Below are 24644 nucleotides of genomic sequence, written 5' to 3'. Positions count from 1 at the left end.
AAATGATCGAGCAAGATGAAATCGAGCAGTTCCGGCGCGACGGATACCTGGTGGTGGAAGGCGTGTTGTCGATGGACGAAGTGGCCGCGCTGCAGCACGACTTCGACCAGTGGGTAGAAGAAAGTCGCGGCCATGATCAGGGCTGGGGCACGACCGTGGATGGCCGCGCACGCTTTGATCTGGAGGGCGACCATCGCGCCGATCACCCGTCGCTGCGCCGGGTCAGCTCGCCCACCGAAATTTCCCCAGTGTATGAACGCGTGGCGTTGCATTCACGCATGGCGGCGATTTCCGCGCAGTTGATCGGCGCCAGCGGCGCACGCTTTCACCACAGCAAGATCAATTCGAAGTTGCCCCACACCGCGACCCAGGTGAAGTGGCACCAGGACTTTTTGTTCACGCCCCACAGCAACGACGACATCATCACCGCCTTGCTGATGGTCAGCGAAGTGACCCCGCAAAACGGCCCGCTGAATGTGATCCCCGGCAGCCATAAAGGCCCGCTGTGGTCGCACTGGCAGAACCAGCGTTTCACCGGTGCGGTGGACGACGCAGTGGTCGCGGAACACTGCCGGCAACCGATCGCCTGCTACGGCCCGGCCGGTTCCGTATGCTTCATGCACACCCGCTTGCTGCACGCCTCCAGCCCTAACGAGACCGAACTGCCGCGCACCCTGTTCATCAGCGTCTACGCCGCTGAAGACGCGCTGCCATTCGGCGAAAACCCTCTGCCCAGCGCACATGCCGGCCTGCTGGTGGCCGGTGAAGAAAGTGGCTTGATACGTTCCACGGACAACCAACTGCGCTTGCCGCAGAAACCCCGTGGTGCGTCTTTCTTCGTGCAACAGGCCGGACAAGATTCTGCCACTGCCTAACCTCCCAACTCCCTTGCAGGTATTGACCATGACAGCGTTTCGTAAAAGTGTTCGTCCCCTTGCCTTGTGCCTGCTGGGCGCAGCGGTTGCGATGACCTCGTTGGCGGCTTCGGCGTTCCAGCAGGACGGCAAGATCATCGCCGGTTCCGATGTGACGTTCTTCCCCTATGAATACATGGATAACAACAAGCCGGCGGGCTTCGATATCGAGTTCATGGACGGCCTGGGCAAGGTCATGGGGCGCAAGGTCGAGACCCTCGACACGCGCTTTCCCAACTTGATCACCGGCTTGCAGGCCGGGCGTTTCGATGTGACCAACTCGTCGATGTATATCACCGCCGAGCGGGTCAAGGTCATCGACATGATTCCCTACCTGAAAAGCGGCGAGTCGATCCTGACCCTCAAGGACAGTGCCTTCCAACCCAAGACCCCGGAAGAGTTCTGCGGCCACAAGATCGGTTCCATGGGGGCTACCTCGTGGCTGGCGCAGATGAACAAACTGTCGGCCGAGTACTGCGTGGCCAAAGGGTTGAAGCCGATCCAGATCAGCGAGTACAGCACCGACCCGCAAACCACCCAGGCGCTGCTGGCCCATGCGGTCGAAGCGCAGATCACCGACGCGGCCGTGGCCCGTGGCGTGATCGACAAACTGGGCAGCCGCGTGGTGATTTCGTCCGACGCCTTGATCTACCCGGTGCTGAACGGCTTCGGCGTGAAGAAGGGCAATGACACGGTCAAGCAGGCCTTGCTCGACGGCCTGGAGAAGTACCGCGCCACGCCGGAATACGCGGCCTTGCTCAAGAAGTACAACTTCGAGGCGCCCACCGATGCCGACCTTGCGGCGCTGATGCCCAAGTAAGCCTATTGCGCGGCCGCAGCCTTGCGGTCGCGCCCTGCGGAGACCGATCCATGGCGTTATCCCTCGAAGAACAGACGCGCATCGACCTGGCGGCGACCTTTCGCATCGTTGCCCACCTGGGCATGCACGAAGCGGTGGCCAACCACTTCAGCGCTGCCGTGTCGGCCGATGGTAAACAGTTTTTGCTCAACCCGAAGTGGAAGCACTTCTCGCGCATTCGCGCCAGCGACCTGCTGCTATTGAACGCCGACGACCCTGCCTGTGCCGACCACCCGAACGTGGACGCCACCGCCTGGTCGATCCATGGGCAGATCCACCGACTGCTGCCACACACCCGCGCCGTGTTGCACCTGCACCCGGTCTACACCACGGCGGTGGCGTGCCTGGCCAAGCCGCACATCCCGGCGATCGACCAGAACACCGCGCGCTATTTCAACCGCGTGGCGGTGGACGAACTCTATGGCGGCATGGCCGACACCGAAGCCGAAGGCGCACGCCTGGCCGGCTTGCTCGACGGCAAGAGCCGCCTGTTGATGGGCAACCATGGCGTGATGGTGACCGCCTCGTCCATCGGTGAAGCGTTCGACGATATCTGGACCCTGGAGCGCGCCTGCCAGATCCTTGTCACGGCGTGGTCCACCGGGCAGCCGTTGCGGGTGTTGTCCGATGAAGTGGCGGAAAAAACCGCGCGGGGCTGGGAAGGCATCACCGATTTCTCGCGCCGGCATTTTGAAGAAATGAAGCAAATGATGATCGACGCCGATGCGTCGGTGCTCGACTGAGGACGCCCTATGACCTTTTCCGTTGTCGCCCGCTGTGCCGAGACGGGCCAGTTGGGGATCGCTATCAGCTCGTCGAGCATCGCCGTGGGCGCGCGTTGCCCGTGGCTGCGCCCCGGTGTGGGCGCGGTGGCGTCGCAGAACATCACCCTGCCGAGCCTGGGTCCGCAGATTCTCGACCTGCTGGAGCAGGGCATGGCGCCGAGTGAGGCCGTGGCGGCGGTGTTTGCCGGGCAGGACCACCGCGACTATCGGCAGGTGACGGTGATCGATCGCCTGGGCCGCACCGCACATTTCAGTGGCTCGCAAACCCTTGGCATTCATGCGGCGCTGAGTGGCGAGCAATGCGTGGCGGCCGGGAACATGCTGGCCAATCCCGATGTGATCGCTGCGATGGTCGGTGCGTTCGAGAACGCCTCCGGGCATCTGGCCGACCGGCTGCTCGCCGCGATGCACGCAGGCCAGGCCCACGGCGGCGAAGCGGGGCCGGTGCATTCGGCGGCCCTTATGGTGGTCGATGATCTGCTGTGGCCCATCGTCAATCTGCGCGTGGACTGGGCCGACGCCGACCCGATTGGCGCCCTCGATCAGCTCTGGCAGGCCTATCGCGGGCAACTGCAAGACTACCTCGACCGCGCCCTCAACCCGCACATCGCGCCGGGCTATGCGGTGCCGGGAGATGACCGATGAGCCACAGCCGTGACCTGCTGGCGCAATTAGTGCGCTTCGACACCACCAGCCGCGAATCCAACCTCGCGCTGATCGACTTCGTGCGCACGTATTTGCAGGGCCACGGCGTCGCCTGTGAACTGGTGTTCAACGAACACAAGAACAAGGCCAACCTGCTGGCGACCATCGGCCCGGCGGATGTGCCTGGCATCGTGCTGTCCGGGCATACCGATGGGGTGCCGGTGGACGGCCAGCGCTGGAGCGTGGCGCCGTTCGACCTCACCGAAAAAGACGGCAAGTTGTACGGGCGTGGTACCGCCGACATGAAGGGCTATATCGCCTGTGTGCTGGCCTGTGTGCCGGTGCTGGTGCGGGCGTCGTTGCGTATGCCGGTGCATATCGCGCTGTCCTATGACGAAGAGGTGGGTTGCCTGGGTGTGCGTTCGTTGATCGAAAGGTTTCACGCGCAGCCGGTCAAGCCGTTGTTGTGTGTGATCGGCGAGCCCACCGAGCTCAAGCCGGTGCTGGGGCACAAAGGCAAATTGGCCGTGCGTTGCGACGTGCAGGGCGCGGCGTGTCATTCGGCTTATGCACCGTCAGGCGTCAACGCCATCGAATACGCGGCCTGCTTGATCCGAGAACTGGTGCGGCTCGGTGAGGAACTCAAGGCGCCGCAACTCCAGAACGCGGCGTTCGATCCGCCGTTTGCCACGGTGCAAACCGGCGTGATGAGCGGCGGCAAGGCGCTGAATATCGTCCCGCAGCAGTGCAGCTTTGATTTCGAAGTGCGCTCGCTGCCGACCCAGGACCCGTGGCAGGTGGCGCACCAGTTACGGTTGTATGCCGAGCAAACCCTGCTGCCGGCGATGCAGGCGGTGAGTGCGCAGTGCGCGATCGGCTTCAGTGAGTTGTCCAGCTATCCGGGGTTGGCGACTTCGTCGCAAAGCCAGGCGGCTGAGTGGGTCGCGCAGTTTTGCGGCTCGCAGGACTTCGGCACCGTCGCCTTCGGCAGCGAAGGCGGGCTGTTCGATCAGGCGGGGATTCCCACCGTGGTGTGCGGCCCGGGCAGCATGGAACAGGGGCACAAGGCGGATGAGTTCATCAGTCTGCAGCAACTGGATGCGTGTGATCGAATGCTGGAGCGGGTGGTGGAGTTTGTGCGTCAATAGCCTTCGCACTGACACTCGTGGTGAAGAAGGAACCGCAGTTGAACGAACACACATTGTCCATGCGCCTGGAGCGCGTAGCCGCGCATGTGCCGGCTGGGGCGCGGTTGGCGGATATCGGCTCCGACCATGGCTACCTGCCGGTGGCGTTGCTGCGTCGTGGCCTGATCGCGGCGGCGGTGGCGGGGGAGGTGGCCGCGACGCCATTCCAGGCGGCCGAGCGCACCGTGCGTGAGAATGGCCTGGAGCAACACGTCAGCGTGCGCCTGGCCGATGGCCTGGCAGCCATCACGGCTGCCGACGCGATCACCGCGATCAGCGTCTGCGGCATGGGCGGCGAGACGATCCGCAACATCCTCGACAGCGGCAAGGCACACCTCACCGGCCAAGAGCGCTTGATCCTGCAACCCAACGGCGGCGAGCAACCGCTGCGCCAATGGCTGATGGACAACGGTTACCGCATCCTGGTCGAAGAGTTGTTGCGGGAAAACCGCTTCTACTACGAAATCATCGTCGCTGAGCGCGCCGAACCGGTGGCGTACAGTGCCGAAGAGTTGTACTTCGGTCCGCTGCAGTTGCAGGCCCGCAGCCCGGCCTTCCTGGCCAAGTGGCAGCGCCTGCTGCGGCAAAAGCAGAAAACCCTGGCCAGTTTCGAGCAGGCTCGCCAGGCGGTGCCCCAGGCCAAGGTGCAAGAGGTCGCCCGGCAGGTGCAGTGGATCACCGCGTTGCTGGCGTGAGCTGGCCTTTCATTGCCGCACCGGGTTGATCGAACCCACTCGCTACTCGGTCGTTCCCTTGATTGAGTGCTTTCGCCCCATTTTCGAGCACTGCGCGCGGTTTTTTGCGTGCCGCACCGCCTATTCAGGGGCTCGCTAGTGGCGGCTCGTATCTTGCTTGGGCCTTCCCAATCAATGACATGGCACTTTGCCGTGATTCATTTCAAGGCTTCGTCCATCGTTGCCTCGCGTGGGTTGTTTTGGGGAGTAGTCGGCCATGCACAGTCTGTTGTCACCCGGTATCCGCCTGCTCGGACGTTTCGGCTTCGCCCGCAAATTCCAGATCCTGTTCATTCTGTTCATGCTGCCCCTGGTCGGGAGCCTCTGGATGATCGGGCTGGACTATCGCGACAAACTTGCGGTGATTTCCAGCGAAAAGTCCGGCGTTTCTCAACTACTGGCCCTGGACGCGTTAGATGGCCAATTGATTGCCCAGCGCAACCTCGCCTCGCGCTGGAAAGCGCTGGACCTGCTGCGTGAACCGACGCCCGCAGCCAAGGCGGCGATGGACAAGCTGGATACGAACAACCCGCTTATCCTGCAAAGCCTGCAAGCTCTGGGCGATGCGCTCAAACAACAGGGCGCGAGCGTCGACACCCTGGCGCGCTTCGACGCGTTGCAGGCAATGGTCAAGGGGATGGATGTGCAATCCCTGCGCACCGTGGGCTGGTGGCCGGACGGCTACGATCGCTTCACCTCGGCGCTGACCGCCATGCAAACCCTGCGCGAACAGATCACCCTCGACGCCGGCCTGATCCTCGACCCCTGGCTGGAGACTTATCTGCTAATGCAGATTTCCACCCAGCACACGCCGGACCTGATCGAGCGTATCGGCCGCATGGCCAGTATTGGTCAGTCGTCCATCGCCTCGGGGCAGTTCACGTTGCAAAGCCGCTTGCAGATGCGCGACCTGCGCGGCCGTATCGGCGATGCGCGAGACCAGTTGGTCAAGGCCGCTGCGTCGCTCAAGGCCAAACCATACCTCGGCCTGGAGCCCTGGACCGCGCAGTACGATAACAGCCTGCAACAACTGGACAGCGAGCTTAAAGTGCTCGACGACGGCGTGTTCGGTGGCACCATCAAACTCGACCCTGCCGGTTTCGAGCGCAGTGTCGACACGATGCTCGGCAGCCTGGGCGCGCTGCGCAACCAGTCGCTCCGCTCGCTGGATGCACGCCTGACCTATTACCACGATCGCGCCTTGCAGCAATTCATCCCCGTCGCGGCCATCTTCAGCCTGCTGGCCCTGGCGGCGCTCTACCTGTTCATGTGTCTGCAAGCCTCGATCCGTCGCAGTGCCAGCGGCATCACCACGCTGGCCCAGTCCCTGCGCGACGGCAACCTGTGCGTGGAAGTGGCTGTTGACGGCCGCGATGAACTGGCTGCGATCAGCGCCGCGCTCAACGTGGCGGTGGTGCAACTGCGTACCAGCCTGCTGGGCGTAAATCACGAGACTCAGCAGCTTGGTTCGGCGGTGCTCACGCTCAACTCGCAATCGGGCAGCACCCTCACCGACGTCGAAGACCAGCAATACCAGATCAGCCAGATCGCCGCAGCGGCTACGCAACTGGCCGCCACTTCCATGGGCGTCGCCAAAAGCTGTGAACAAGCCTCCGGTAGCGCCCAGCACACTCGACGCATCGCCGAAGACAGCAGCCGCGATAGCCAGCGCACCACGGCCAGCATCCAGCAACTCAACCGGCGCCTGACCGACACCGCCAACGCCCTGGAACAAGTGAGCCAACAGGGCCAGCAGATTCAGTCGGTGGTCGACACCATTCGTGGCATCGCCGAGCAAACCAACCTGCTGGCACTTAACGCCGCCATCGAAGCCGCGCGCGCCGGCGAACAGGGCAGGGGCTTTGCGGTGGTCGCTGATGAAGTGCGCAGCCTGTCGCAACGCACCCAGGCCTCCACCGCGCAAATCGCTAGCACCGTGGACAGCTTGCGTGCCACGGTCAGCCAGGCGGTCACACTGATGAGCGCCGCCTGCGCTCAGGCCCTGACCGACGCCGAGTCCGTCACCGGGCTGGGCACGCGGCTGGGCGAGATCGCCGGGGCGGTGCAGAACGTCACCGACACCCTGGCGCACATCGCGGCGGCGGTGGAAGAGCAGGCGACGACGGCGGATGAAGTGAGCGGCAATATCCAGCAGGTGGACCAGGCGGCGGGGCGCTTGCTCGATGGCGCGCGGGCGGTGAACCGGGCTGCGGATACGCTGAGCAAGGGGAGCCGCGCGTTGAGTGACAACACCGCACGTTTCCGCCTGAGCTGAGTGGGCTGCCGAGAGAGCTTTGCCGGGGGTAAACCCGTCCAAATGTGGGAGCTGTCGAGCTTCAGCGAGGCTGCGACAGGATCACCTCGGTGTGCCTGCTAAACCTCAGCGCCTGCATCGCAGCCTCGCTAAAGCTCGGCGGTGCCTGCAGGACGCCGGTTCAAGCACTCGCCAAAGGCCTCATCGCCCGTCACTTCGCAAACGCATACTCCCCACCCTGTTCCAGCGCCTTGCGATACGCCGGTCGCGCCTGGAACCGCTGCACCCACGCCGCCAGGTTCGGATACGCCTGCAACTTGCCCTGTGCGTTGGCGATTTCGCCGATAAAACTCATCTGAATATCCGCGCCACTTAATTCGTCACCCACCAGATACGGCGTGTGCGCCAGCGCATCGTTGAGATAACCCAGGTAATTGGCCACCTCGGACTCGATTCGCGGATGCAACGGCGCGCCGGCGTCACCCAGGAACCCGACGTACAGGTTGAGCATCAACGGCAGCATCGCCGAGCCTTCGGCGAAGTGCAGCCATTGCACGTACTCATCAAAGGCGGCGGTGCTTGGGTCCGGTTGCAGGCGGCCCGCACCGTGGCGACGGATCAGGTAATCGATGATCGCGGCGGACTCGATCACCACGCGCGAGCCGTCTTCAATTACCGGGGACTTGCCCAGCGGATGAACCGCCTTGAGTTCCGGCGGCGCCAGGTTGGTCTTCGGGTCACGCTGGTAACGCTTGATCTCGTAAGGCAGGCCGAGCTCTTCGAGCAGCCAGAGAATGCGCTGCGAGCGCGAGTTGTTGAGGTGGTGGACAGTGATCATGGGAACTCCGCTGGGCGAGAAGGGGCGAGGAACAGACTGCTACGCCGCTATAGAGTGCCTTGAATCAGGTTTCGTTGTCTGGGGAACTGCTGGCGTCCTGATCGGACCCCTCCGCCAGTTTCAAGCGGTCCGCTTTACTGACGTATTTATCTTTGCTTTTAGGTGCCAATTTGGCACTGGCCTTCTTTGCGTTGGCCTTTAATAGCTGATTGATCTTTTTACGACGGTTCATGATTGCTACTCAGCAGGTGAATGCCGGAATGATATCAGCTTGAAACAGTGAGCCACTGCAACCCGATGGCGTTCGAGGCAGGCGCTGTCGCTTGGCGGTAACGGCATAGGGGCCTGGGTGTCATATTTTATTCATGAGTGCGTCGGACACTCATGCGCGGTTTTCATTTTGGACAATGGATTTTAAGGAAAGCAATGTCGCACATCATGCGGGTCGTGACCTCCGGCTCCGCCTATCTGGATATCGACGCCTTCGCCTGCTGTATCGCCTACGCCGAGCTGTTGAACCATCAAGGTATCAATGCTCGTGCAGTCAGCAGCGCACCGCTCAATTTCAGCATCCCCAACACCCTACTCGACTGGCCCTCTGCCCTGGACAACTACTTGCCCGGTCCAGACGATGAATTTGTCCTGGTGGATGTCTGCGACCCTCACCACTTTGACCCGCTGGTGGTACTCGACCAAGTGGTCGAGGTGATCGATCACCATCCGGGCTTTGAAACCTACTGGGCGCAGACCCTGGGTACTGCCGCCGACATTCGCCCTATAGGCGCGGCGGCGACCCTGGTTTTTCTGCGCTGGGAAGCGGCAGGCCTGTTGCCGATGATCAGCCAACACAGTGCTGCCTTGCTGGCCACGGCAATCCTGGACAACACCCTCTATTTCACCGGGCAACTGACCACGCCGCAGGACCGGCGCGCCTATGAGTGCCTCGCACGGTGCGCGCGGCTGGCTGCGAATTGGCCCGAGCAGTATTTCGCCGAATGCCAGGCTGCGATCGAGTCCGACCTGATCGCAGCCCTGGCGGCTGACCTGAAACGGATGACCGTCACTGACCAACTGCCACACCTGTTCGCGCAGATGACGGTGTGGGACGCCGGGGCGCTGATACGGCGGCATCGGCCGGCGATTGCGCGCTGGCTTGCGGGGCAGGGGGACGATTGGATGTTGAACGCAATCAGCATCCGGGAGAGCAAGGGGTACTGGTTGGCGGAGGCGGTGGCCAGCCAGCAGAAGCTGAGCCAGCTACTGTCTATAGAGTGGCAGGAAGGAATCGCGGTGATCGAGCCGTCGTTGCAGCGTAAGGACCTGCTGAAGTTGGCGTTGTCGGCGTCATCCTTTCAATAATGTGCTCTACGACCTTGGAAGTTTGCAGCCTGACAGCCCAGGCTCCTGGGTAAGGAAAAGAATTTTCAGGCGGGGGTTGACCACGTAATTTAATCCTGTATTATTTGCCTCCCGCTAACGAGCAGTTCACTGCTGGTCTGGCTTAAGTGGTTGATTTCCTTAGTGAAATTAAAAACTTTTAAGGTTGCTACTTCGGGGGGTGTGCTGTAGAGTGCGCTCCTCGGTTGAGACGAAAGATCTTAACCAACCGCTCTTTAACAACTGAATCAAGCAATTCGTGTGGGTGCTTGTGGAGTCAGACTGATAGTCAACAAGATTATCAGCATCACAAGTTACTCCGCGAGAAATCAAAGATGTAACCAACGATTGCTGAGCCAAGTTTAGGGTTTCTTAAAAACCCAAAGATGTTTGAACTGAAGAGTTTGATCATGGCTCAGATTGAACGCTGGCGGCAGGCCTAACACATGCAAGTCGAGCGGTAGAGAGAAGCTTGCTTCTCTTGAGAGCGGCGGACGGGTGAGTAATGCCTAGGAATCTGCCTGGTAGTGGGGGATAACGTTCGGAAACGGACGCTAATACCGCATACGTCCTACGGGAGAAAGCAGGGGACCTTCGGGCCTTGCGCTATCAGATGAGCCTAGGTCGGATTAGCTAGTTGGTGAGGTAATGGCTCACCAAGGCAACGATCCGTAACTGGTCTGAGAGGATGATCAGTCACACTGGAACTGAGACACGGTCCAGACTCCTACGGGAGGCAGCAGTGGGGAATATTGGACAATGGGCGAAAGCCTGATCCAGCCATGCCGCGTGTGTGAAGAAGGTCTTCGGATTGTAAAGCACTTTAAGTTGGGAGGAAGAGCAGTTACCTAATACGTGATTGTTTTGACGTTACCGACAGAATAAGCACCGGCTAACTCTGTGCCAGCAGCCGCGGTAATACAGAGGGTGCAAGCGTTAATCGGAATTACTGGGCGTAAAGCGCGCGTAGGTGGTTAGTTAAGTTGGATGTGAAATCCCCGGGCTCAACCTGGGAACTGCATTCAAAACTGACTGACTAGAGTATGGTAGAGGGTGGTGGAATTTCCTGTGTAGCGGTGAAATGCGTAGATATAGGAAGGAACACCAGTGGCGAAGGCGACCACCTGGACTGATACTGACACTGAGGTGCGAAAGCGTGGGGAGCAAACAGGATTAGATACCCTGGTAGTCCACGCCGTAAACGATGTCAACTAGCCGTTGGGAGCCTTGAGCTCTTAGTGGCGCAGCTAACGCATTAAGTTGACCGCCTGGGGAGTACGGCCGCAAGGTTAAAACTCAAATGAATTGACGGGGGCCCGCACAAGCGGTGGAGCATGTGGTTTAATTCGAAGCAACGCGAAGAACCTTACCAGGCCTTGACATCCAATGAACTTTCTAGAGATAGATTGGTGCCTTCGGGAACATTGAGACAGGTGCTGCATGGCTGTCGTCAGCTCGTGTCGTGAGATGTTGGGTTAAGTCCCGTAACGAGCGCAACCCTTGTCCTTAGTTACCAGCACGTAATGGTGGGCACTCTAAGGAGACTGCCGGTGACAAACCGGAGGAAGGTGGGGATGACGTCAAGTCATCATGGCCCTTACGGCCTGGGCTACACACGTGCTACAATGGTCGGTACAGAGGGTTGCCAAGCCGCGAGGTGGAGCTAATCCCAGAAAACCGATCGTAGTCCGGATCGCAGTCTGCAACTCGACTGCGTGAAGTCGGAATCGCTAGTAATCGCGAATCAGAATGTCGCGGTGAATACGTTCCCGGGCCTTGTACACACCGCCCGTCACACCATGGGAGTGGGTTGCACCAGAAGTAGCTAGTCTAACCTTCGGGAGGACGGTTACCACGGTGTGATTCATGACTGGGGTGAAGTCGTAACAAGGTAGCCGTAGGGGAACCTGCGGCTGGATCACCTCCTTAATCGACGACATCAGCTGCTCCATAAGTTCCCACACGAATTGCTTGATTCATGCGTTTGTCAAAGTGCAGAGCTAACTATTCGAATCGAATAATTAGCTCTGATCTTTTTCAGAACCGTTCTTTAAAAATTTGGGTATGTGATAGAAAGATAGACTGAACGTTACTTTCACTGGTAGCGGATCAGGCTAAGGTAAAATTTGTGAGTTGCTCTTAATTGAGTATTATCGAATTTTCGGCGAATGTCGTCTTCACAGTATAACCAGATTGCTTGGGGTTATATGGTCAAGTGAAGAAGCGCATACGGTGGATGCCTTGGCAGTCAGAGGCGATGAAAGACGTGGTAGCCTGCGAAAAGCTTCGGGGAGTCGGCAAACAGACTTTGATCCGGAGATGTCTGAATGGGGGAACCCAGCCATCATAAGATGGTTACCTTACACTGAATACATAGGTGTAAGGGGCGAACCAGGGGAACTGAAACATCTAAGTACCCTGAGGAAAAGAAATCAACCGAGATTCCCTTAGTAGTGGCGAGCGAACGGGGACTAGCCCTTAAGTGGCTTTGAGATTAGCGGAACGCTCTGGAAAGTGCGGCCATAGTGGGTGATAGCCCTGTACGCGAAAATCTCTTAGTCATGAAATCGAGTAGGACGGAGCACGAGAAACTTTGTCTGAATATGGGGGGACCATCCTCCAAGGCTAAATACTACTGACTGACCGATAGTGAACTAGTACCGTGAGGGAAAGGCGAAAAGAACCCCGGAGAGGGGAGTGAAATAGATCCTGAAACCGTATGCGTACAAGCAGTGGGAGCCTACTTTGTTAGGTGACTGCGTACCTTTTGTATAATGGGTCAGCGACTTATTTTCAGTGGCGAGCTTAACCGAATAGGGGAGGCGTAGCGAAAGCGAGTCTTAATAGGGCGTCTAGTCGCTGGGAATAGACCCGAAACCGGGCGATCTATCCATGGGCAGGTTGAAGGTTGGGTAACACTAACTGGAGGACCGAACCGACTACCGTTGAAAAGTTAGCGGATGACCTGTGGATCGGAGTGAAAGGCTAATCAAGCTCGGAGATAGCTGGTTCTCCTCGAAAGCTATTTAGGTAGCGCCTCATGTATCACTGTAGGGGGTAGAGCACTGTTTCGGCTAGGGGGTCATCCCGACTTACCAAACCGATGCAAACTCCGAATACCTACAAGTGCCGAGCATGGGAGACACACGGCGGGTGCTAACGTCCGTCGTGAAAAGGGAAACAACCCAGACCGTCAGCTAAGGTCCCAAAGTTATGGTTAAGTGGGAAACGATGTGGGAAGGCTTAGACAGCTAGGAGGTTGGCTTAGAAGCAGCCACCCTTTAAAGAAAGCGTAATAGCTCACTAGTCGAGTCGGCCTGCGCGGAAGATGTAACGGGGCTCAAACCATACACCGAAGCTACGGGTATCACTTAGGTGATGCGGTAGAGGAGCGTTCTGTAAGCCTGTGAAGGTGAGTTGAGAAGCTTGCTGGAGGTATCAGAAGTGCGAATGCTGACATGAGTAACGATAATGGGTGTGAAAAACACCCACGCCGAAAGACCAAGGTTTCCTGCGCAACGTTAATCGACGCAGGGTTAGTCGGTCCCTAAGGCGAGGCTGAAAAGCGTAGTCGATGGAAAACAGGTTAATATTCCTGTACTTCTGGTTATTGCGATGGAGGGACGGAGAAGGCTAGGCCAGCTTGGCGTTGGTTGTCCAAGTTTAAGGTGGTAGGCTGGAATCTTAGGTAAATCCGGGATTCTAAGGCCGAGAGCTGATGACGAGTTAACTTTTAGTTAACGAAGTGGTTGATGCCATGCTTCCAAGAAAAGCTTCTAAGCTTCAGGTAACCAGGAACCGTACCCCAAACCGACACAGGTGGTTGGGTAGAGAATACCAAGGCGCTTGAGAGAACTCGGGTGAAGGAACTAGGCAAAATGGCACCGTAACTTCGGGAGAAGGTGCGCCGGTGAGGGTGAAGGACTTGCTCCGTAAGCTCATGCCGGTCGAAGATACCAGGCCGCTGCGACTGTTTATTAAAAACACAGCACTCTGCAAACACGAAAGTGGACGTATAGGGTGTGACGCCTGCCCGGTGCCGGAAGGTTAATTGATGGGGTTAGCTAACGCGAAGCTCTTGATCGAAGCCCCGGTAAACGGCGGCCGTAACTATAACGGTCCTAAGGTAGCGAAATTCCTTGTCGGGTAAGTTCCGACCTGCACGAATGGCGTAACGATGGCGGCGCTGTCTCCACCCGAGACTCAGTGAAATTGAAATCGCTGTGAAGATGCAGTGTATCCGCGGCTAGACGGAAAGACCCCGTGAACCTTTACTATAGCTTTGCACTGGACTTTGAATTTGCTTGTGTAGGATAGGTGGGAGGCTTTGAAGCGTGGACGCTAGTTCGCGTGGAGCCAACCTTGAAATACCACCCTGGCAACTTTGAGGTTCTAACTCAGGTCCGTTATCCGGATCGAGGACAGTGTATGGTGGGTAGTTTGACTGGGGCGGTCTCCTCCTAAAGAGTAACGGAGGAGTACGAAGGTGCGCTCAGACCGGTCGGAAATCGGTCGTAGAGTATAAAGGCAAAAGCGCGCTTGACTGCGAGACAGACACGTCGAGCAGGTACGAAAGTAGGTCTTAGTGATCCGGTGGTTCTGTATGGAAGGGCCATCGCTCAACGGATAAAAGGTACTCCGGGGATAACAGGCTGATACCGCCCAAGAGTTCATATCGACGGCGGTGTTTGGCACCTCGATGTCGGCTCATCACATCCTGGGGCTGAAGCCGGTCCCAAGGGTATGGCTGTTCGCCATTTAAAGTGGTACGCGAGCTGGGTTTAGAACGTCGTGAGACAGTTCGGTCCCTATCTGCCGTGGACGTTTGAGATTTGAGAGGGGCTGCTCCTAGTACGAGAGGACCGGAGTGGACGAACCTCTGGTGTTCCGGTTGTCACGCCAGTGGCATTGCCGGGTAGCTATGTTCGGAATAGATAACCGCTGAAAGCATCTAAGCGGGAAACTAGCCTCAAGATGAGATCTCACTGGGACCTTGAGTCCCCTGAAGGGCCGTCGAAGACTACGACGTTGATAGGTTGGGTGTGTAAGCGCTGTGAGGCGTTGAGCTAACCAATACTAATTGCCCGTGAGGCTTGACCATATAACACCCAAGCAATTTGACTACTCGAAAGAGCATCAGATTGCGGTGTGTGAAGACGAAACGAACCGAAAGTTCGAATCTCACAAAACACCGAAAGCTATCACATACCCAATTTGCTGAAGCGAGGCCAGCTGGCCACGACTCAGTACCCGAATTTCTTGACGACCATAGAGCATTGGAACCACCTGATCCCATCCCGAACTCAGCAGTGAAACGATGCATCGCCGATGGTAGTGTGGGGTTTCCCCATGTGAGAGTAGGTCATCGTCAAGATTAAATTCCAGAACCCCTGTTTGCTTACGCAGACAGGGGTTTTGTTTGTCTGCGGGAAAATATTCTCAGACTGGTACGGAGTTCCCGCTAGGTTGGCGCCAGCCTGAATCGTCCTTAAATCTGTCGACACTTGATGCCCGGTTTTGGGCCGAAAGCAGCCCCTTTCTTTCCAAACAGGTCTACCATGCCAGCCCGGGAGTGGTCCACGCGCTACCGTCCATTTTTCATAAAGGTACAGCAATGACCATCGACCAAATTTCCCTTCCCAAAGGTGTAGGCCCTCACGCCTCCAAGCTTCTCGACGCCATCACCGGCGCCTCGACCCACGAAGAACTCAACCGCGCCGGCGGCAAAGCTGAAGGTTTTGTCTTGGGGCTCGAGTCCACCAAGGCCATCAAAAGTCAAATCGCCGAGTCGTTGTATGTGGCTTACGACGACGCGGCGAGCAATCGCGCGAGTGAGTTGAAAGGCTAATCGTCAGTCGCCGAGGTCTTCGGACAGGTCGAGCAGCAAGGCACGGTGGACGCGTTACAGCGTAAGACTTAATAACCATCCCGCCGCGCCGCTTCCGGCAACCACCAGCCACGGTGGCAGCTTCCATACCATCAGCGCCACCAGGCCGATCAGGGCCAGGCCGAAATCCCGTGCGCTAAAGATCGCACTGGTCCACACCGGCTGGTACAGCGCCGCCAGCAACAGGCCAACTACTGCGGCGTTCACGCCCGCGAGGGCGGCCTGGGTGCGCGGGCTGTGCCGCAGGCTTTCCCAGAAGGGCAGCGCGCCCATCACCAGCAAAAACGACGGGGCGAAGATCGCCAGCAGGCAGAGCGTGCCGCCGAGCCAGCCGTTCGGGGGCTGGGTCATCGAGGCGCCGAGGAAGGCGGCGAAAGTGAACAGCGGGCCGGGCATGGCTTGGGCGGCGCCGTAGCCAGCGAGGAATACGTCGTTGCTCACCCACCCGGTGGGTACGACTTCGGCCTGCAGCAGCGGCAGCACCACGTGGCCGCCGCCGAATACCAGCGAGCCGCTGCGGTAGAAGGCGTCGGTCAGCGCCAGGCTCTGGTTGGGGATCAATTGGGCCAGGACCGGCAGGCCGGCCAGCACCAGCACAAACAGCGATAACCACATCGCCCCGGCACGGCGGCTGAGCGTCACGGGCAACGTATCGTGCGCAGCGGGCGGCGTGGGCTTGAACAGCAGCAGGCCAGCCACCGCCGCCGCGCCGATCACTGCCACCTGGCCCCACGCCGAGGTTTGCAGCAGGGCCGCGCAGGCGGCGAGCAGCATCAAGGTGATGCGCGCTGCGTCGGTACACAGGTTGCGCGCCATACCCCATACCGCTTGGGCGACCACGGCGACGGCCACTACCTTAAGGCCATGCAGCGCGCCGGTAGGAAGGACTGTGCTGTGTTGGGCAATGCCCAAGGCGAACAGGATCAGCACAATGGCGGACGGCAGCGTAAACCCCAACCACGCCGCTAGCGCCCCACCGTAGCCGGCCCGCGACAGGCCCAGCGCGATGCCCACCTGGCTGCTGGCCGGGCCGGGCAGGAATTGGCACAGTGCGACCAAATCCCCATAGCTGCGCTCGCTCAGCCAGCGGCGCCGAGTGACAAATTCGTCGCGAAAGTAACCCAGGTGCGCGATGGGGCCGCCGAAGGAGGTGAGCCCCAGGCGCAGAAAAATCAGAAACACCGACCAGGCGCTGGCGGGGTGATCCGTGGGGGAGTGGGCCAAGGTGGGTGTCTCGGTGAGGGGAATAGGGGGCGGCGTGTCGAGGCACCTTAGCGAATTTTGATGACGTGAAGAAGGGGTCGTTACGTGAAAGCGTAACCCGCGTTGTTGTACTGTTGGCTGCCCAGGACCGGCGACCATTACAAAGGATTGAACATGACATTGACCGTCGAAACCTTTCTCAAGCTGGCCATGGCCAACCCCATCAACGCCGAGATCACCGCGCGCCTGCCCGCTCTTGGTTTGAGCCAGTGCATGCTGACGGCGGGCTGTCTGTTCCAGGCCGTTTGGAATCATCAGTCGAATCTGCCTGCTGATCAGGTGGTGAAGGACTACGACGTTTTTTACTTCGATTCGGACCTTTCCTGGGAGGCTGAAGACGCGGTCATTCGCGCAGCGCAGCGGCTGTTCGAGGATTTGGACGTTGAAATTGAGGTAAAGAATCAGGCGCGCGTTCACCTGTGGTATGGCCAGCGGTTTGGCCGACCGTATCCGCAGTTGCGCTCGGCTCGCGACGGGATTGATCGTTACCTGGTGGCCGGGACGTGCATCGGGCTGGATGTGGCGACGGGTGAGGTGTATGCGCCGTTTGGTTTGACTGATATGGAGCAGGGCTTTCTCAGGATCAACCCCATCAATCCGCAGCCGGGGTTGTTTGAGCACAAGGCGCGCAGCTATCAGGCGCGGTGGCCTTGGCTCAGGATTGTCGAGAGTTAGCGATGCGAGCGCGCTGGTTCGGCAGGTGATGCGCGGTGATCCCTTCGCCGCCTCGCCGGGCTCGACAGCGCCGACATTTGAACGGCGTTGTTTTTAACAGCGCAACCGCAGAATCTGCGCCCCATCGAACGGGTCCGTCAGATAGTGCGCCTGCACCCCGAACGTGTCCTGCAGCCGCTGCGGTGTCAGCACTTCCAGTGGCTTGCCCAGCGCCACCAAGCGCCCGCGCTCCAGCACGGCCAGGCGATCACAGGTCAGCGCCTGGTTGAGGTCGTGCAAGGCGATCAAGGTCGTGACGGGCAACGCCTGCACCCCCTTCAAAATCGCCAGTTGATGCTGGATATCCAGGTGATTGGTCGGTTCATCCAACAACAGAATCTGCGGCCGTTGCGCCAGGGCGCGGGCGATGTGTACGCGTTGGCGTTCACCGCCGGAGAGGCTGCGCCAGGCGCGGTTGCTCAAGTGGGTGGCGTCCACGTCGTGCAGTGCCTGGCGCACGATGCGCTCGTCTGCCTCGGACCACGGGCTCAGCGCAGACAGCCACGGTGTGCGGCCCAAGGCGACAGCGTCGAACACGCGAATGGCATCGTCGGTGTCGGCCTGTTGTTCCACCACGGCCAGACGTTGTGCGATGGTGCGGCGGGACAGTTCGCTCAGACGCTCGCCACCGAGGCGCACTTCGCCATGGGCAGGAGTACGCAAACCGGCCAACAGTTTGAGCAAGGTGGATTTACCGGAGCCGTTCGGTCCGACAATCCCGAGGGTTTCGCCTGACGCCACCTCCAGGTGGATATCCCGCAGCAACTCGGCGTCGCGCACCTTGAAGCCCAACCCGGTGCAGCTCAACACTGGCGCACTCATCGAGCGTTTCTCCGGCCGATCAGAATCAGCGCAAACACCGGCGCGCCGACCAGTGCCGTGACCACGCCGACCGGAATCACCTGGCCCTTGATCAAGGTGCGCGACAGCACATCCGCCGCGATCAGAAATAGCGCGCCGCCCAACGCGCTGGCCGGCAGCAGGCGTGAGTGCCCGGTGCCGAGCAGCAGACGCACTGCATGGGGGATCACCAGCCCGACAAACCCGATAGAGCCGACAATCGACACCATCACCGCCGTGACCAATGCGGCGCAGCCCACCAGCACAAACTGCACGCGGCGCACCGGGATGCCGAGGGAGGCCGCCGAGTCGCTGCCGAAGGTGAACGCATCCAGCGCACGGCGATGCCACAGGCACACCGCCAACCCGGCGACCGCCACCGGCACCGCCAGCCACACCGACGGCCAACGCACACCGCTGAGGTTGCCCAGCAGCCAGAACAAAATGCCGCGCGCCTGTTCGGAGCTGGCCGACTTGGTGATCAGGAACGCAGTCAGCGCGTTGAACAGTTGCGAGCCAGCGATGCCCGCGAGGATGATCTGCCCGGTGCCGCTGGACGAACCGCTGGCCCGTGCGAGCAATATCACCAGCGCAAACGCCGCCATCGCCCCGGCAAATGCGCCGACGGATAGCGAAATCAAACCACCGCCGACGCCCATCAGCACCACCAGGACTGCGCCGGTCGAAGCACCGGCGCTGATGCCCAGCAGGTAAGGATCGGCCAAGGGGTTGCGCAACAACGACTGCAAAATCACCCCGCAGGTGGCCAGCCCCGCCCCGCACGCAGCGGCGACCAGGGTGCGGGTCAGGCGGTAGTTCCACACCACGCCTTCATCGATCGGGTCCAGCACGTAGCCGGCCGCCCACAGCTTGTTGGCCAGCACTTGGAGCACCACGTGTGGCGTGATGGCGGTTTCGCCGATGGCCACGCCGGCGAGCACGGCGATCAGCAGCAACGCCAGGGCAAGCACGGTTCGTATCAGGCTGGCGCTCATTTCGGCAGGTCGTAGCCGTCGATGGCCGTGGCCAGTTGTTCAAGGCCCTCGAAGGTGCGCACGCTGGCCTGCAGGGCCATGGCGTCGAGGATGATGATGCGGTTGTGTTTAACCGCGTCCATGTTGCGCGTCACCGGGTCGCTGCGCAGGAAGGCCAGCTTCTGTTCATGATCGTCAGCCGGGTAGCGGCGGCGGTCCATACGCGCGATCACCAGCACGGTGGGGTTGGCCTTGGCGATGGTTTCCCAGCCGACGGCGGGCCATTCCTCATCGGACTGCACCACGTTGCGCAGGCCGAGGGTTTGCAGCATGAACTCAGGGACGCCCTTGTGGCCGGCCACGTAGGGATCGCTGGCCATCTCGGCGCTGGAGAACCACACCAACGCGCTGGCCTGCTTGAGCCCCTTGCTGTGCACCGTGGCGACGGACTTGGCCAGGCGTGTCTTGAGTTCATCGTTGAGTTGCCGGCCGCGATCTTGTACGTCGAAAATCTCGGCCAGTTGGCGGATGCTCTTGTAGATCGTGTCGACACGGAATGGCTCCAGCCGCGTGCCGTCGGCGCCCACCCGGTTGTCCTTGCCTTCGCAGTCGGAGGGCAACAGGTAGGTGGCGATCTTCAACTCATGAAACTGCTCGCGGGTGCCCACCACGCCTTGCGGGCCGACCACCCATTCCAGCTCGGCCGCCACCAGTTGCGGGCGTTTGGCGATCACCGACTCGAAACTCGGTTCGTTATTGGCCAGGCGTTCGATGTTGTCGTTCAGCGCCTTGAATGGCGGCAACACGTTGTTGAACCACAGCGACGTGCCGACTACTTTATCGCCCACGCCGAGGGCATAGAGCATTTCGGTGGCAGCCTGGCCGATGGTCACGCTGCGGGCGGGCGCTTGCGCGAAGGTCAGGGTGCTGCCGCAGTTCTCCACCGTCAGCGGGTACTGAGTGGGGTTGGCTTGGGCCAGGGCACACAAGCCCAGCCCGGTGAGCAGGGCGATAACGCGTGGCAGCATGGGGCAATCTCCTTGAAGCCGTACCTGGAGCTGGGGATGTACGGTTCGGAAATACGCCCTCGACCGCTGCGGTTGAGGCAGGCAAGGATGTCCTTCCCGGACACCCCGCCGGTTAGTGATTTTGCTGGGCCGGCAGGTCTCCTGACTGATGCGTCGTCGCCACGCTCCGGCCTTCCCGGACGTGGTCCAGTGGCAGTGGGGGAGCAGGCTCGGCATCTACAGTTGCGGGGGCAGTTCCGATTGGCGCGATGTACCGCGCTTCGGATTCCCTATTAGTCCCGTTTGGGAACCGGCGCGGTATGGTAGTCGATCACGGCGAGGCGATATAGCCTTAGGTCGCCCGGTCAGAGACGAATATCTTCAGGGCCCTGGATCAGCGCTTCAATTCGCGTCCCCGTGGCGCGCTCTTCGTTGCTGAAACCGTCGTAGTCGTCCAGGTTGCCGAAGCGAATACCGGTCAATCGCTCTATCTGAATCACGCTGCGTTGGTAGGTTCTGAGCTGGCCGAACATGAGGTCGAGCTGACCCAGTTCACGGCTTTGGTCGATCATGTAGGCGCTGGCGGAGGGCTCGCCGTCGTCGCTGAGGTAGGCGACCACTTTCCAGAATGCCTTGGGGATTTTAACGCCCCGGTAAACACGGTCGTCGTCAGCCAGCACCGGGCCGGTAAACACCGTGGCCCGGGCTTTCCAGCGTTGAGTGTTATCGAGAATGTAGTCCTCGAGCTCCAGCCAGGTCTTCTGGTTGAACCCGCTCATCTGCGGTGAGCAGTTGGTGAAGTGGAAGGTGTCGGCATTGGCCGTGTTGGCGGCGTCGCCCCAGTTGGGGTCTTGTCGGCGTACCAGGTGACCGCGGTCCAGGCCATTGTTGGTGTAGAGCGCGTCGCCCACCTGTGCGCTGATGGGCAGGCGACCGTCGTAGGCCCAGGCGTCGTTGCTGCGGATGATATCCACATGCTGTCCGCCATCGATATTGGCGCCCACGTAGAGCGCCAGTCGCCTCGAGCGGGACATGGTAACTGAGAAATGCGTGTAGTCCAGGCGCAGCGGTTGTACGTCAGCCGCCAGGGCCTCATCCACCGTGGGCCATGGCACCACGAAGCGGTCGAGAAACGCTTCAGCGTAGCCGCCCCGGTCCTGCAGGTCCTTGGCCGCGGTGACGCGCACAGTCGCCGCCCTGGCCTCCATGAGGCTGGGGCTGGCCGCGATCAACGGGCGCAGATCGGCGAGCCGGGGGCGGCGCGAAAGGTCGATTTTGGCGGTGCGTGGGGGCATCGTAAGTTCCTCGCAGTCCTTGGATAAACGCTACTGCAGCATAGCTTCATGACAATTTGGGCCAAGCCGTCGCAGCATGACTATCCTTGAACGGTTACCCGGACGTTCACCACCCGCCAAAATGGAGCCAGCCAATGTGTGTTCGCCAGCATCGCAATCCGATTTTCTGCCTGATCCCGCCGTACATGCTCGACCAGATCGCCCGCAATGGCGATAAAGCGCAACGCGACGTCGCGTTACGGACAGGCGCCAAAGACAGCACGTTCCGTTCGTTGCGCATGGTTGCCGTGCCCTCCAAAGGGGCCGCCCATATGGCCCTGGCTATGGGCGCCGACAAACGGCGTTCGATCTACAGCGCCGAGGGCGCCGATAGCCTGCCGGGCAAGCTGATCCGTGGCGAAGGGCAACCTGCCAGTGGTGATGTCGCGGTGGACGAGGCCTATGACGGGTTGGGCGCCACGTTCGATTTTTTTGATCAGGTCTTCGACCGCAATTCCATTGACGACGCCGGTATGGCACTGGACGCGACGGTTCATTTTGGCCAGAGCTACAACAATGCGTTCTGGAATTCGAGCCAGATGGTGTTTGGTGATGGCGATCAGCAGCTATTCAACCGGTTCACGATCGCCCTTGATGTCATTGGCCATGAGTTGGCCCACGGTGTGACCGAGGATGAGGCCAAGTTGATGTATTTCAATCAATCCGGTGCGTTGAACGAGTCGCTGTCTGACGTGTTCGGTTCACTCATCAAGCAGTACGCGCTGCAGCAAAAGGCGCAAGATGCGGATTGGTTGATCGGCAAAGGGTTGTTTACCAAGCAAATCAAAGGCACTGCTTTGCGCTCGATGAAAGCGCCAGGCACCGCGTTTGATGACAAGCTGCTGGGCAAGGACCCTCAGCCTTGGCATATGGACGATTTCGTGCAGACCTATGAGGACAACGGCGGGGTGCATATCAATTCCGGCATTCCCAACCATGCGTTCTATCAGGTGGCCACGAAGATCGGCGGGTTTGCCTGGGAGCGCGCCGGGCGTATCTGGTATGACGCGCTGCGCGACTCGCGGTTGCGGCCGAACGCGGGGTTTCTGCGTTTCGCGCGCATCACCTACGACATCGCCGGCCGGCTGTACGGTGCTGACAAGGCTGAGCAGAAGGCGGTGAAGGAAGGCTGGAAAGCCGTGGGCATTAACGTCTGACAACCCGCCTGGGCGGTGAGGAGCAGCCATGCAAATTTCGATCAAGGAAATCGGTGGTCCGGCGTTTTTTCCGGGCCTGGCCCGACCGAACACCGTGGAACTGGAGAAGCTGCCCGAGCCGGACCAGCAAGAGTTGCGGCAACTGATCGAGGCTTCGCACTTCTTTCAGTTACCGCAAAGCACCGCGCCGGAACCCGGTAATCCAGGCCAGGTGCATTACACCTTGACCGTGACGGAAGGTGAGCGCGAGCACACAGTCTGTGTGCTCGCACCGGTGAAGTCACAGGCGCTGGACGGGCTGGTGCAGTGCCTGCGGCGGCATATTCGCTGTTGAGCCTGTTGCGCAGCCCAGTGGGGTCACACTCCCTTGCCACAGGGGTTGCTTTGGCTTACTTACGATCCAGCCATACCGTCTGCGCATTGCAGAATTCCCGCACGCCAAAGTGCGACAACTCGCGCCCAAAGCCGCTTTTCTTCACGCCGCCAAACGCCACCCGAGGGTCGGACACGCTGAAGGCGTTGACGAAGATCCCGCCGGTTTCGAGTTGGTTGGCGATATCGCGCGCTTTCGCCGAATCGCGGGTGAAGATGCTCGCGGTCAGGCCAAACTCGCTGTCGTTGGCCAGGGCCACGGCGTGGTCAGCGTCGCGGGCGCTGATGATGGAGGCGACGGGGCCGAACAGCTCCTGTTTGAACGAGGTCATCTGGTCGGTGACATCGGCCAGTACGGTCGGCGCGTAGTAGTTGCCGGCGCCGGGCACTTTGTTGCCGCCCAGCAGCAGGGTCGCGCCTTCTGCCAGGGTGGCCTGGACCTGGCCGTGCAGTTCGTCGCGCAGGTCGAAGCGGGCCATCGGGCCGAGGTAGGTGCTGGTCGAGGTCGGGTCGCCCATCACCAGTTGGCGGCAGGCTTCGACGAACTTGGCGGTGAACGCGTCCACCACGCCGGCTTCGATGATCAGACGCTTGGCGGCAGCGCAGACTTGACCGCTGTTCTGGAAACGGCCGATCACGGCAGCCTGGACGGCGGCGTCGAGGTCGGCGTCGTTGAGCACGATGAACGGGTCGCAGCCGCCCAGTTCGAGCACGCATTTCTTCAGCGCGGCACCGGCCTGGGAGCCGATAGCCATGCCGGCGCGCACGCTGCCGGTGAGAGTGACGGCGGCGATGCGTGGGTCGGCGATGGCTTTGGACACACCGTCCTGGGTCACGTTGAGCACTTCGAACAGGCCTTGCGCAAAGCCGGCTTTGTGGAACGCCGCTTTCATCAGGTAGGCGCTGCCCATCACGTTCGGCGCGTGTTTGAGTACGTAGGTGTTGCCGGCGAGCAGCGTCGGCACGGCGCCGCGCAGGACTTGCCACACCGGGAAGTTCCATGGCATCACGGCGAGGATTGGCCCCAGCGGGCGGTATTCGATATGCGCGGTGCCGTTATCCACCAGCGTCGGTTCCGGGGCGAGCATGGCGGGGCCGTGGGCGGCGTACCACTCGCTGAGTTGCGCGCATTTCTCGATTTCGGCGCGGGCCTGAGCGATGGGTTTGCCCATTTCCAGGGTGATCATCTGCGCCATCTCCTCGGCTTGATCACGCAGGGCTCCGGCCAGTGCCAGCAAACGCTCTGCGCGCTGGCTGACCGGCTGACGGCGCCAGGTGCGGAAGGCAGCGGTGGCACGGTCGAGGGCGGCGTCCAGTTGGGCCTCGCTTTCATACGGGTAACTGCCGAGCGTTTCGCCGGTGGCAGGGTTGATCGAGAGGGCGTGGGTCTGGTGAGTGATAGCGTGCATGGCACCGTCCTGCTGAAAGTTTGGATTGGAATCAGCGTAAGGGGCTATGTCTTTTCTGGAAAGTGAATAATATTAAGCAATATGTTCACGATTG

At 60.3% G+C, this 24644-nt stretch carries 20 protein-coding genes, 3 rRNA genes and 1 riboswitch; of the genes, 15 read left to right on the top strand and 8 right to left on the bottom strand.

Annotation, left to right across the window (positions count from 1 at the left end; genetic code table 11):
- The first annotated feature begins 2 nt into the window (after positions 1 to 2).
- The 7 genes from P3S72_RS21185 (at position 3) to P3S72_RS21155 (ending at position 7399) form a co-directional block, all read left to right on the top strand.
- Positions 3 to 875 (top strand): phytanoyl-CoA dioxygenase family protein, encoded by an 873-nt coding sequence (locus P3S72_RS21185; RefSeq protein ID WP_276194097.1) that lies wholly within the window; start codon positions 3 to 5, stop codon positions 873 to 875.
- Positions 876 to 903: 28 nt separating this feature from the next.
- A complete protein-coding gene (locus tag P3S72_RS21180) occupies positions 904 to 1734 on the top strand; it encodes an ABC transporter substrate-binding protein (RefSeq protein WP_276194096.1) in 831 nt (276 codons plus the stop codon).
- Between the two features lie 50 nt (positions 1735 to 1784).
- A complete protein-coding gene (locus P3S72_RS21175) occupies positions 1785 to 2516 on the top strand; it encodes a class II aldolase and adducin N-terminal domain-containing protein (protein WP_276194095.1) in 732 nt (243 codons plus the stop codon).
- Between the two features lie 9 nt (positions 2517 to 2525).
- The gene (locus tag P3S72_RS21170; RefSeq protein ID WP_276194094.1) at positions 2526 to 3203 is read left to right on the top strand and encodes a DUF1028 domain-containing protein; all 678 of its coding nucleotides are present in this window, start codon (positions 2526 to 2528) and stop codon (positions 3201 to 3203) included.
- Entirely contained in the window at positions 3200 to 4351 is a 1152-nt protein-coding gene (gene argE, locus P3S72_RS21165; RefSeq protein ID WP_276194093.1) for an acetylornithine deacetylase, read from the top strand. Before P3S72_RS21170 ends, argE begins: the two co-directional genes overlap by 4 nt.
- 38 nt (positions 4352 to 4389) lie before the next feature.
- Positions 4390 to 5085 carry a tRNA (adenine(22)-N(1))-methyltransferase TrmK gene (locus P3S72_RS21160; protein ID WP_276194092.1) on the top strand — a complete coding sequence of 232 codons (696 nt, stop codon included), beginning with the start codon at positions 4390 to 4392 and terminating at the stop codon, positions 5083 to 5085.
- Positions 5086 to 5341: 256 nt separating this feature from the next.
- A complete protein-coding gene (locus P3S72_RS21155; protein ID WP_276194091.1) occupies positions 5342 to 7399 on the top strand; it encodes a methyl-accepting chemotaxis protein in 2058 nt (685 codons plus the stop codon).
- A 190-nt stretch (positions 7400 to 7589) separates the two neighbouring features.
- On the opposite strand, the gene P3S72_RS21150 is transcribed toward P3S72_RS21155, so the two are convergent.
- Together P3S72_RS21150 and P3S72_RS21145 are read right to left on the bottom strand one after the other, a co-directional pair.
- The gene (locus P3S72_RS21150) at positions 7590 to 8216 is read right to left on the bottom strand and encodes a glutathione S-transferase (RefSeq protein ID WP_247408184.1); all 627 of its coding nucleotides are present in this window, start codon (positions 8214 to 8216) and stop codon (positions 7590 to 7592) included.
- 64 nt (positions 8217 to 8280) lie between these two features.
- A complete protein-coding gene (locus P3S72_RS21145) occupies positions 8281 to 8448 on the bottom strand; it encodes a DUF2986 domain-containing protein (protein ID WP_247408186.1) in 168 nt (55 codons plus the stop codon).
- A gap of 206 nt (positions 8449 to 8654) precedes the next feature.
- Here P3S72_RS21145 and P3S72_RS21140 point away from each other — a divergent pair, with 206 nt between their 5' ends.
- From P3S72_RS21140 to P3S72_RS21120, 5 genes are all read left to right on the top strand, one after another.
- Complete coding sequence (locus tag P3S72_RS21140) at positions 8655 to 9575, top strand: DHH family phosphoesterase (protein ID WP_276197971.1); 921 nt, start codon at positions 8655 to 8657, stop codon at positions 9573 to 9575.
- Positions 9576 to 9985: 410 nt separating this feature from the next.
- Positions 9986 to 11522: ribosomal RNA gene (locus tag P3S72_RS21135) — 16S ribosomal RNA — on the top strand.
- A gap of 280 nt (positions 11523 to 11802) precedes the next feature.
- Positions 11803 to 14694 (top strand): 23S ribosomal RNA (locus tag P3S72_RS21130).
- Between the two features lie 157 nt (positions 14695 to 14851).
- A 5S ribosomal RNA gene (rrf, locus tag P3S72_RS21125) occupies positions 14852 to 14967 on the top strand.
- Together the 16S, 23S and 5S rRNA genes form the textbook arrangement of a ribosomal RNA operon.
- A 240-nt stretch (positions 14968 to 15207) precedes the next feature.
- Positions 15208 to 15441 carry a hypothetical protein gene (locus tag P3S72_RS21120; protein ID WP_017847731.1) on the top strand — a complete coding sequence of 78 codons (234 nt, stop codon included), beginning with the start codon at positions 15208 to 15210 and terminating at the stop codon, positions 15439 to 15441.
- Between the two features lie 54 nt (positions 15442 to 15495).
- On the opposite strand, the gene chrA is transcribed toward P3S72_RS21120, so the two are convergent.
- Positions 15496 to 16704 (bottom strand): chromate efflux transporter, encoded by a 1209-nt coding sequence (chrA, locus tag P3S72_RS21115; RefSeq protein ID WP_276194090.1) that lies wholly within the window; start codon positions 16702 to 16704, stop codon positions 15496 to 15498.
- Positions 16705 to 16857: 153 nt separating this feature from the next.
- Here chrA and P3S72_RS21110 point away from each other — a divergent pair, with 153 nt between their 5' ends.
- Positions 16858 to 17418 carry a nucleotidyltransferase family protein gene (locus P3S72_RS21110; protein WP_276194089.1) on the top strand — a complete coding sequence of 187 codons (561 nt, stop codon included), beginning with the start codon at positions 16858 to 16860 and terminating at the stop codon, positions 17416 to 17418.
- Positions 17419 to 17511: 93 nt separating this feature from the next.
- On the opposite strand, the gene P3S72_RS21105 is transcribed toward P3S72_RS21110, so the two are convergent.
- The 4 genes from P3S72_RS21105 to P3S72_RS21090 form a co-directional block, all read right to left on the bottom strand.
- Complete coding sequence (locus tag P3S72_RS21105) at positions 17512 to 18279, bottom strand: ABC transporter ATP-binding protein (protein WP_276194088.1); 768 nt, start codon at positions 18277 to 18279, stop codon at positions 17512 to 17514.
- Positions 18276 to 19280: an iron ABC transporter permease gene (locus P3S72_RS21100; protein WP_276197970.1), complete on the bottom strand. Its 1005-nt coding sequence runs from the start codon at positions 19278 to 19280 to the stop codon at positions 18276 to 18278. Before P3S72_RS21100 ends, P3S72_RS21105 begins: the two co-directional genes overlap by 4 nt.
- 8 nt (positions 19281 to 19288) lie before the next feature.
- On the bottom strand, positions 19289 to 20299 hold the full coding sequence (locus P3S72_RS21095) for an ABC transporter substrate-binding protein (protein WP_276194087.1): 1011 nt from the start codon (positions 20297 to 20299) through the stop codon (positions 19289 to 19291).
- Between the two features lie 113 nt (positions 20300 to 20412).
- Positions 20413 to 20608, bottom strand: a riboswitch (cobalamin riboswitch).
- 35 nt (positions 20609 to 20643) lie between these two features.
- Positions 20644 to 21573 carry a DNA/RNA non-specific endonuclease gene (locus P3S72_RS21090; RefSeq protein WP_276194086.1) on the bottom strand — a complete coding sequence of 310 codons (930 nt, stop codon included), beginning with the start codon at positions 21571 to 21573 and terminating at the stop codon, positions 20644 to 20646.
- Between the two features lie 134 nt (positions 21574 to 21707).
- On the opposite strand from P3S72_RS21090, the gene P3S72_RS21085 reads away from it, so the two are divergent.
- Together P3S72_RS21085 and P3S72_RS21080 are read left to right on the top strand one after the other, a co-directional pair.
- Positions 21708 to 22769 carry a M4 family metallopeptidase gene (locus P3S72_RS21085; protein WP_276194085.1) on the top strand — a complete coding sequence of 354 codons (1062 nt, stop codon included), beginning with the start codon at positions 21708 to 21710 and terminating at the stop codon, positions 22767 to 22769.
- Positions 22770 to 22797: 28 nt separating this feature from the next.
- Positions 22798 to 23103, top strand: coding sequence for a protealysin inhibitor emfourin (locus P3S72_RS21080; RefSeq protein ID WP_276194084.1), 306 nt, complete (start codon positions 22798 to 22800; stop codon positions 23101 to 23103).
- A gap of 55 nt (positions 23104 to 23158) precedes the next feature.
- On the opposite strand, the gene P3S72_RS21075 is transcribed toward P3S72_RS21080, so the two are convergent.
- On the bottom strand, positions 23159 to 24550 hold the full coding sequence (locus P3S72_RS21075; protein ID WP_276194083.1) for an aldehyde dehydrogenase family protein: 1392 nt from the start codon (positions 24548 to 24550) through the stop codon (positions 23159 to 23161).
- Positions 24551 to 24644: the final 94 nt, after the last annotated feature.

It is taken from the genome of Pseudomonas sp. D3 (assembly GCF_029320995.1).
GTDB classification, from domain to species: domain Bacteria; phylum Pseudomonadota; class Gammaproteobacteria; order Pseudomonadales; family Pseudomonadaceae; genus Aquipseudomonas; species Aquipseudomonas paraveronii.
The sequence above is the reverse complement of the archived record's forward strand: the minus strand, read 5'-3'. Positions and strand labels throughout refer to the sequence as shown.

Coding starts and splice junctions, on each gene's coding strand:
- P3S72_RS21185 (WP_276194097.1), top strand. CDS start 3: ATGATCGAGCAAGATGAAATCGAGCAGTTCCGGCGCGACGGATACCTG.
- P3S72_RS21180 (WP_276194096.1), top strand. CDS start 904: ATGACAGCGTTTCGTAAAAGTGTTCGTCCCCTTGCCTTGTGCCTGCTG.
- P3S72_RS21175 (WP_276194095.1), top strand. CDS start 1,785: ATGGCGTTATCCCTCGAAGAACAGACGCGCATCGACCTGGCGGCGACC.
- P3S72_RS21170 (WP_276194094.1), top strand. CDS start 2,526: ATGACCTTTTCCGTTGTCGCCCGCTGTGCCGAGACGGGCCAGTTGGGG.
- argE (WP_276194093.1), top strand. CDS start 3,200: ATGAGCCACAGCCGTGACCTGCTGGCGCAATTAGTGCGCTTCGACACC.
- P3S72_RS21155 (WP_276194091.1), top strand. CDS start 5,342: ATGCACAGTCTGTTGTCACCCGGTATCCGCCTGCTCGGACGTTTCGGC.
- P3S72_RS21150 (WP_247408184.1), bottom strand. CDS start 8,216: ATGATCACTGTCCACCACCTCAACAACTCGCGCTCGCAGCGCATTCTC.
- P3S72_RS21145 (WP_247408186.1), bottom strand. CDS start 8,448: ATGAACCGTCGTAAAAAGATCAATCAGCTATTAAAGGCCAACGCAAAG.
- P3S72_RS21140 (WP_276197971.1), top strand. CDS start 8,655: ATGCGGGTCGTGACCTCCGGCTCCGCCTATCTGGATATCGACGCCTTC.
- P3S72_RS21120 (WP_017847731.1), top strand. CDS start 15,208: ATGACCATCGACCAAATTTCCCTTCCCAAAGGTGTAGGCCCTCACGCC.
- P3S72_RS21110 (WP_276194089.1), top strand. CDS start 16,858: ATGACATTGACCGTCGAAACCTTTCTCAAGCTGGCCATGGCCAACCCC.
- P3S72_RS21105 (WP_276194088.1), bottom strand. CDS start 18,279: ATGAGTGCGCCAGTGTTGAGCTGCACCGGGTTGGGCTTCAAGGTGCGC.
- P3S72_RS21095 (WP_276194087.1), bottom strand. CDS start 20,299: ATGCTGCCACGCGTTATCGCCCTGCTCACCGGGCTGGGCTTGTGTGCC.
- P3S72_RS21090 (WP_276194086.1), bottom strand. CDS start 21,573: ATGCCCCCACGCACCGCCAAAATCGACCTTTCGCGCCGCCCCCGGCTC.
- P3S72_RS21085 (WP_276194085.1), top strand. CDS start 21,708: ATGTGTGTTCGCCAGCATCGCAATCCGATTTTCTGCCTGATCCCGCCG.
- P3S72_RS21080 (WP_276194084.1), top strand. CDS start 22,798: ATGCAAATTTCGATCAAGGAAATCGGTGGTCCGGCGTTTTTTCCGGGC.
- P3S72_RS21075 (WP_276194083.1), bottom strand. CDS start 24,550: ATGCACGCTATCACTCACCAGACCCACGCCCTCTCGATCAACCCTGCC.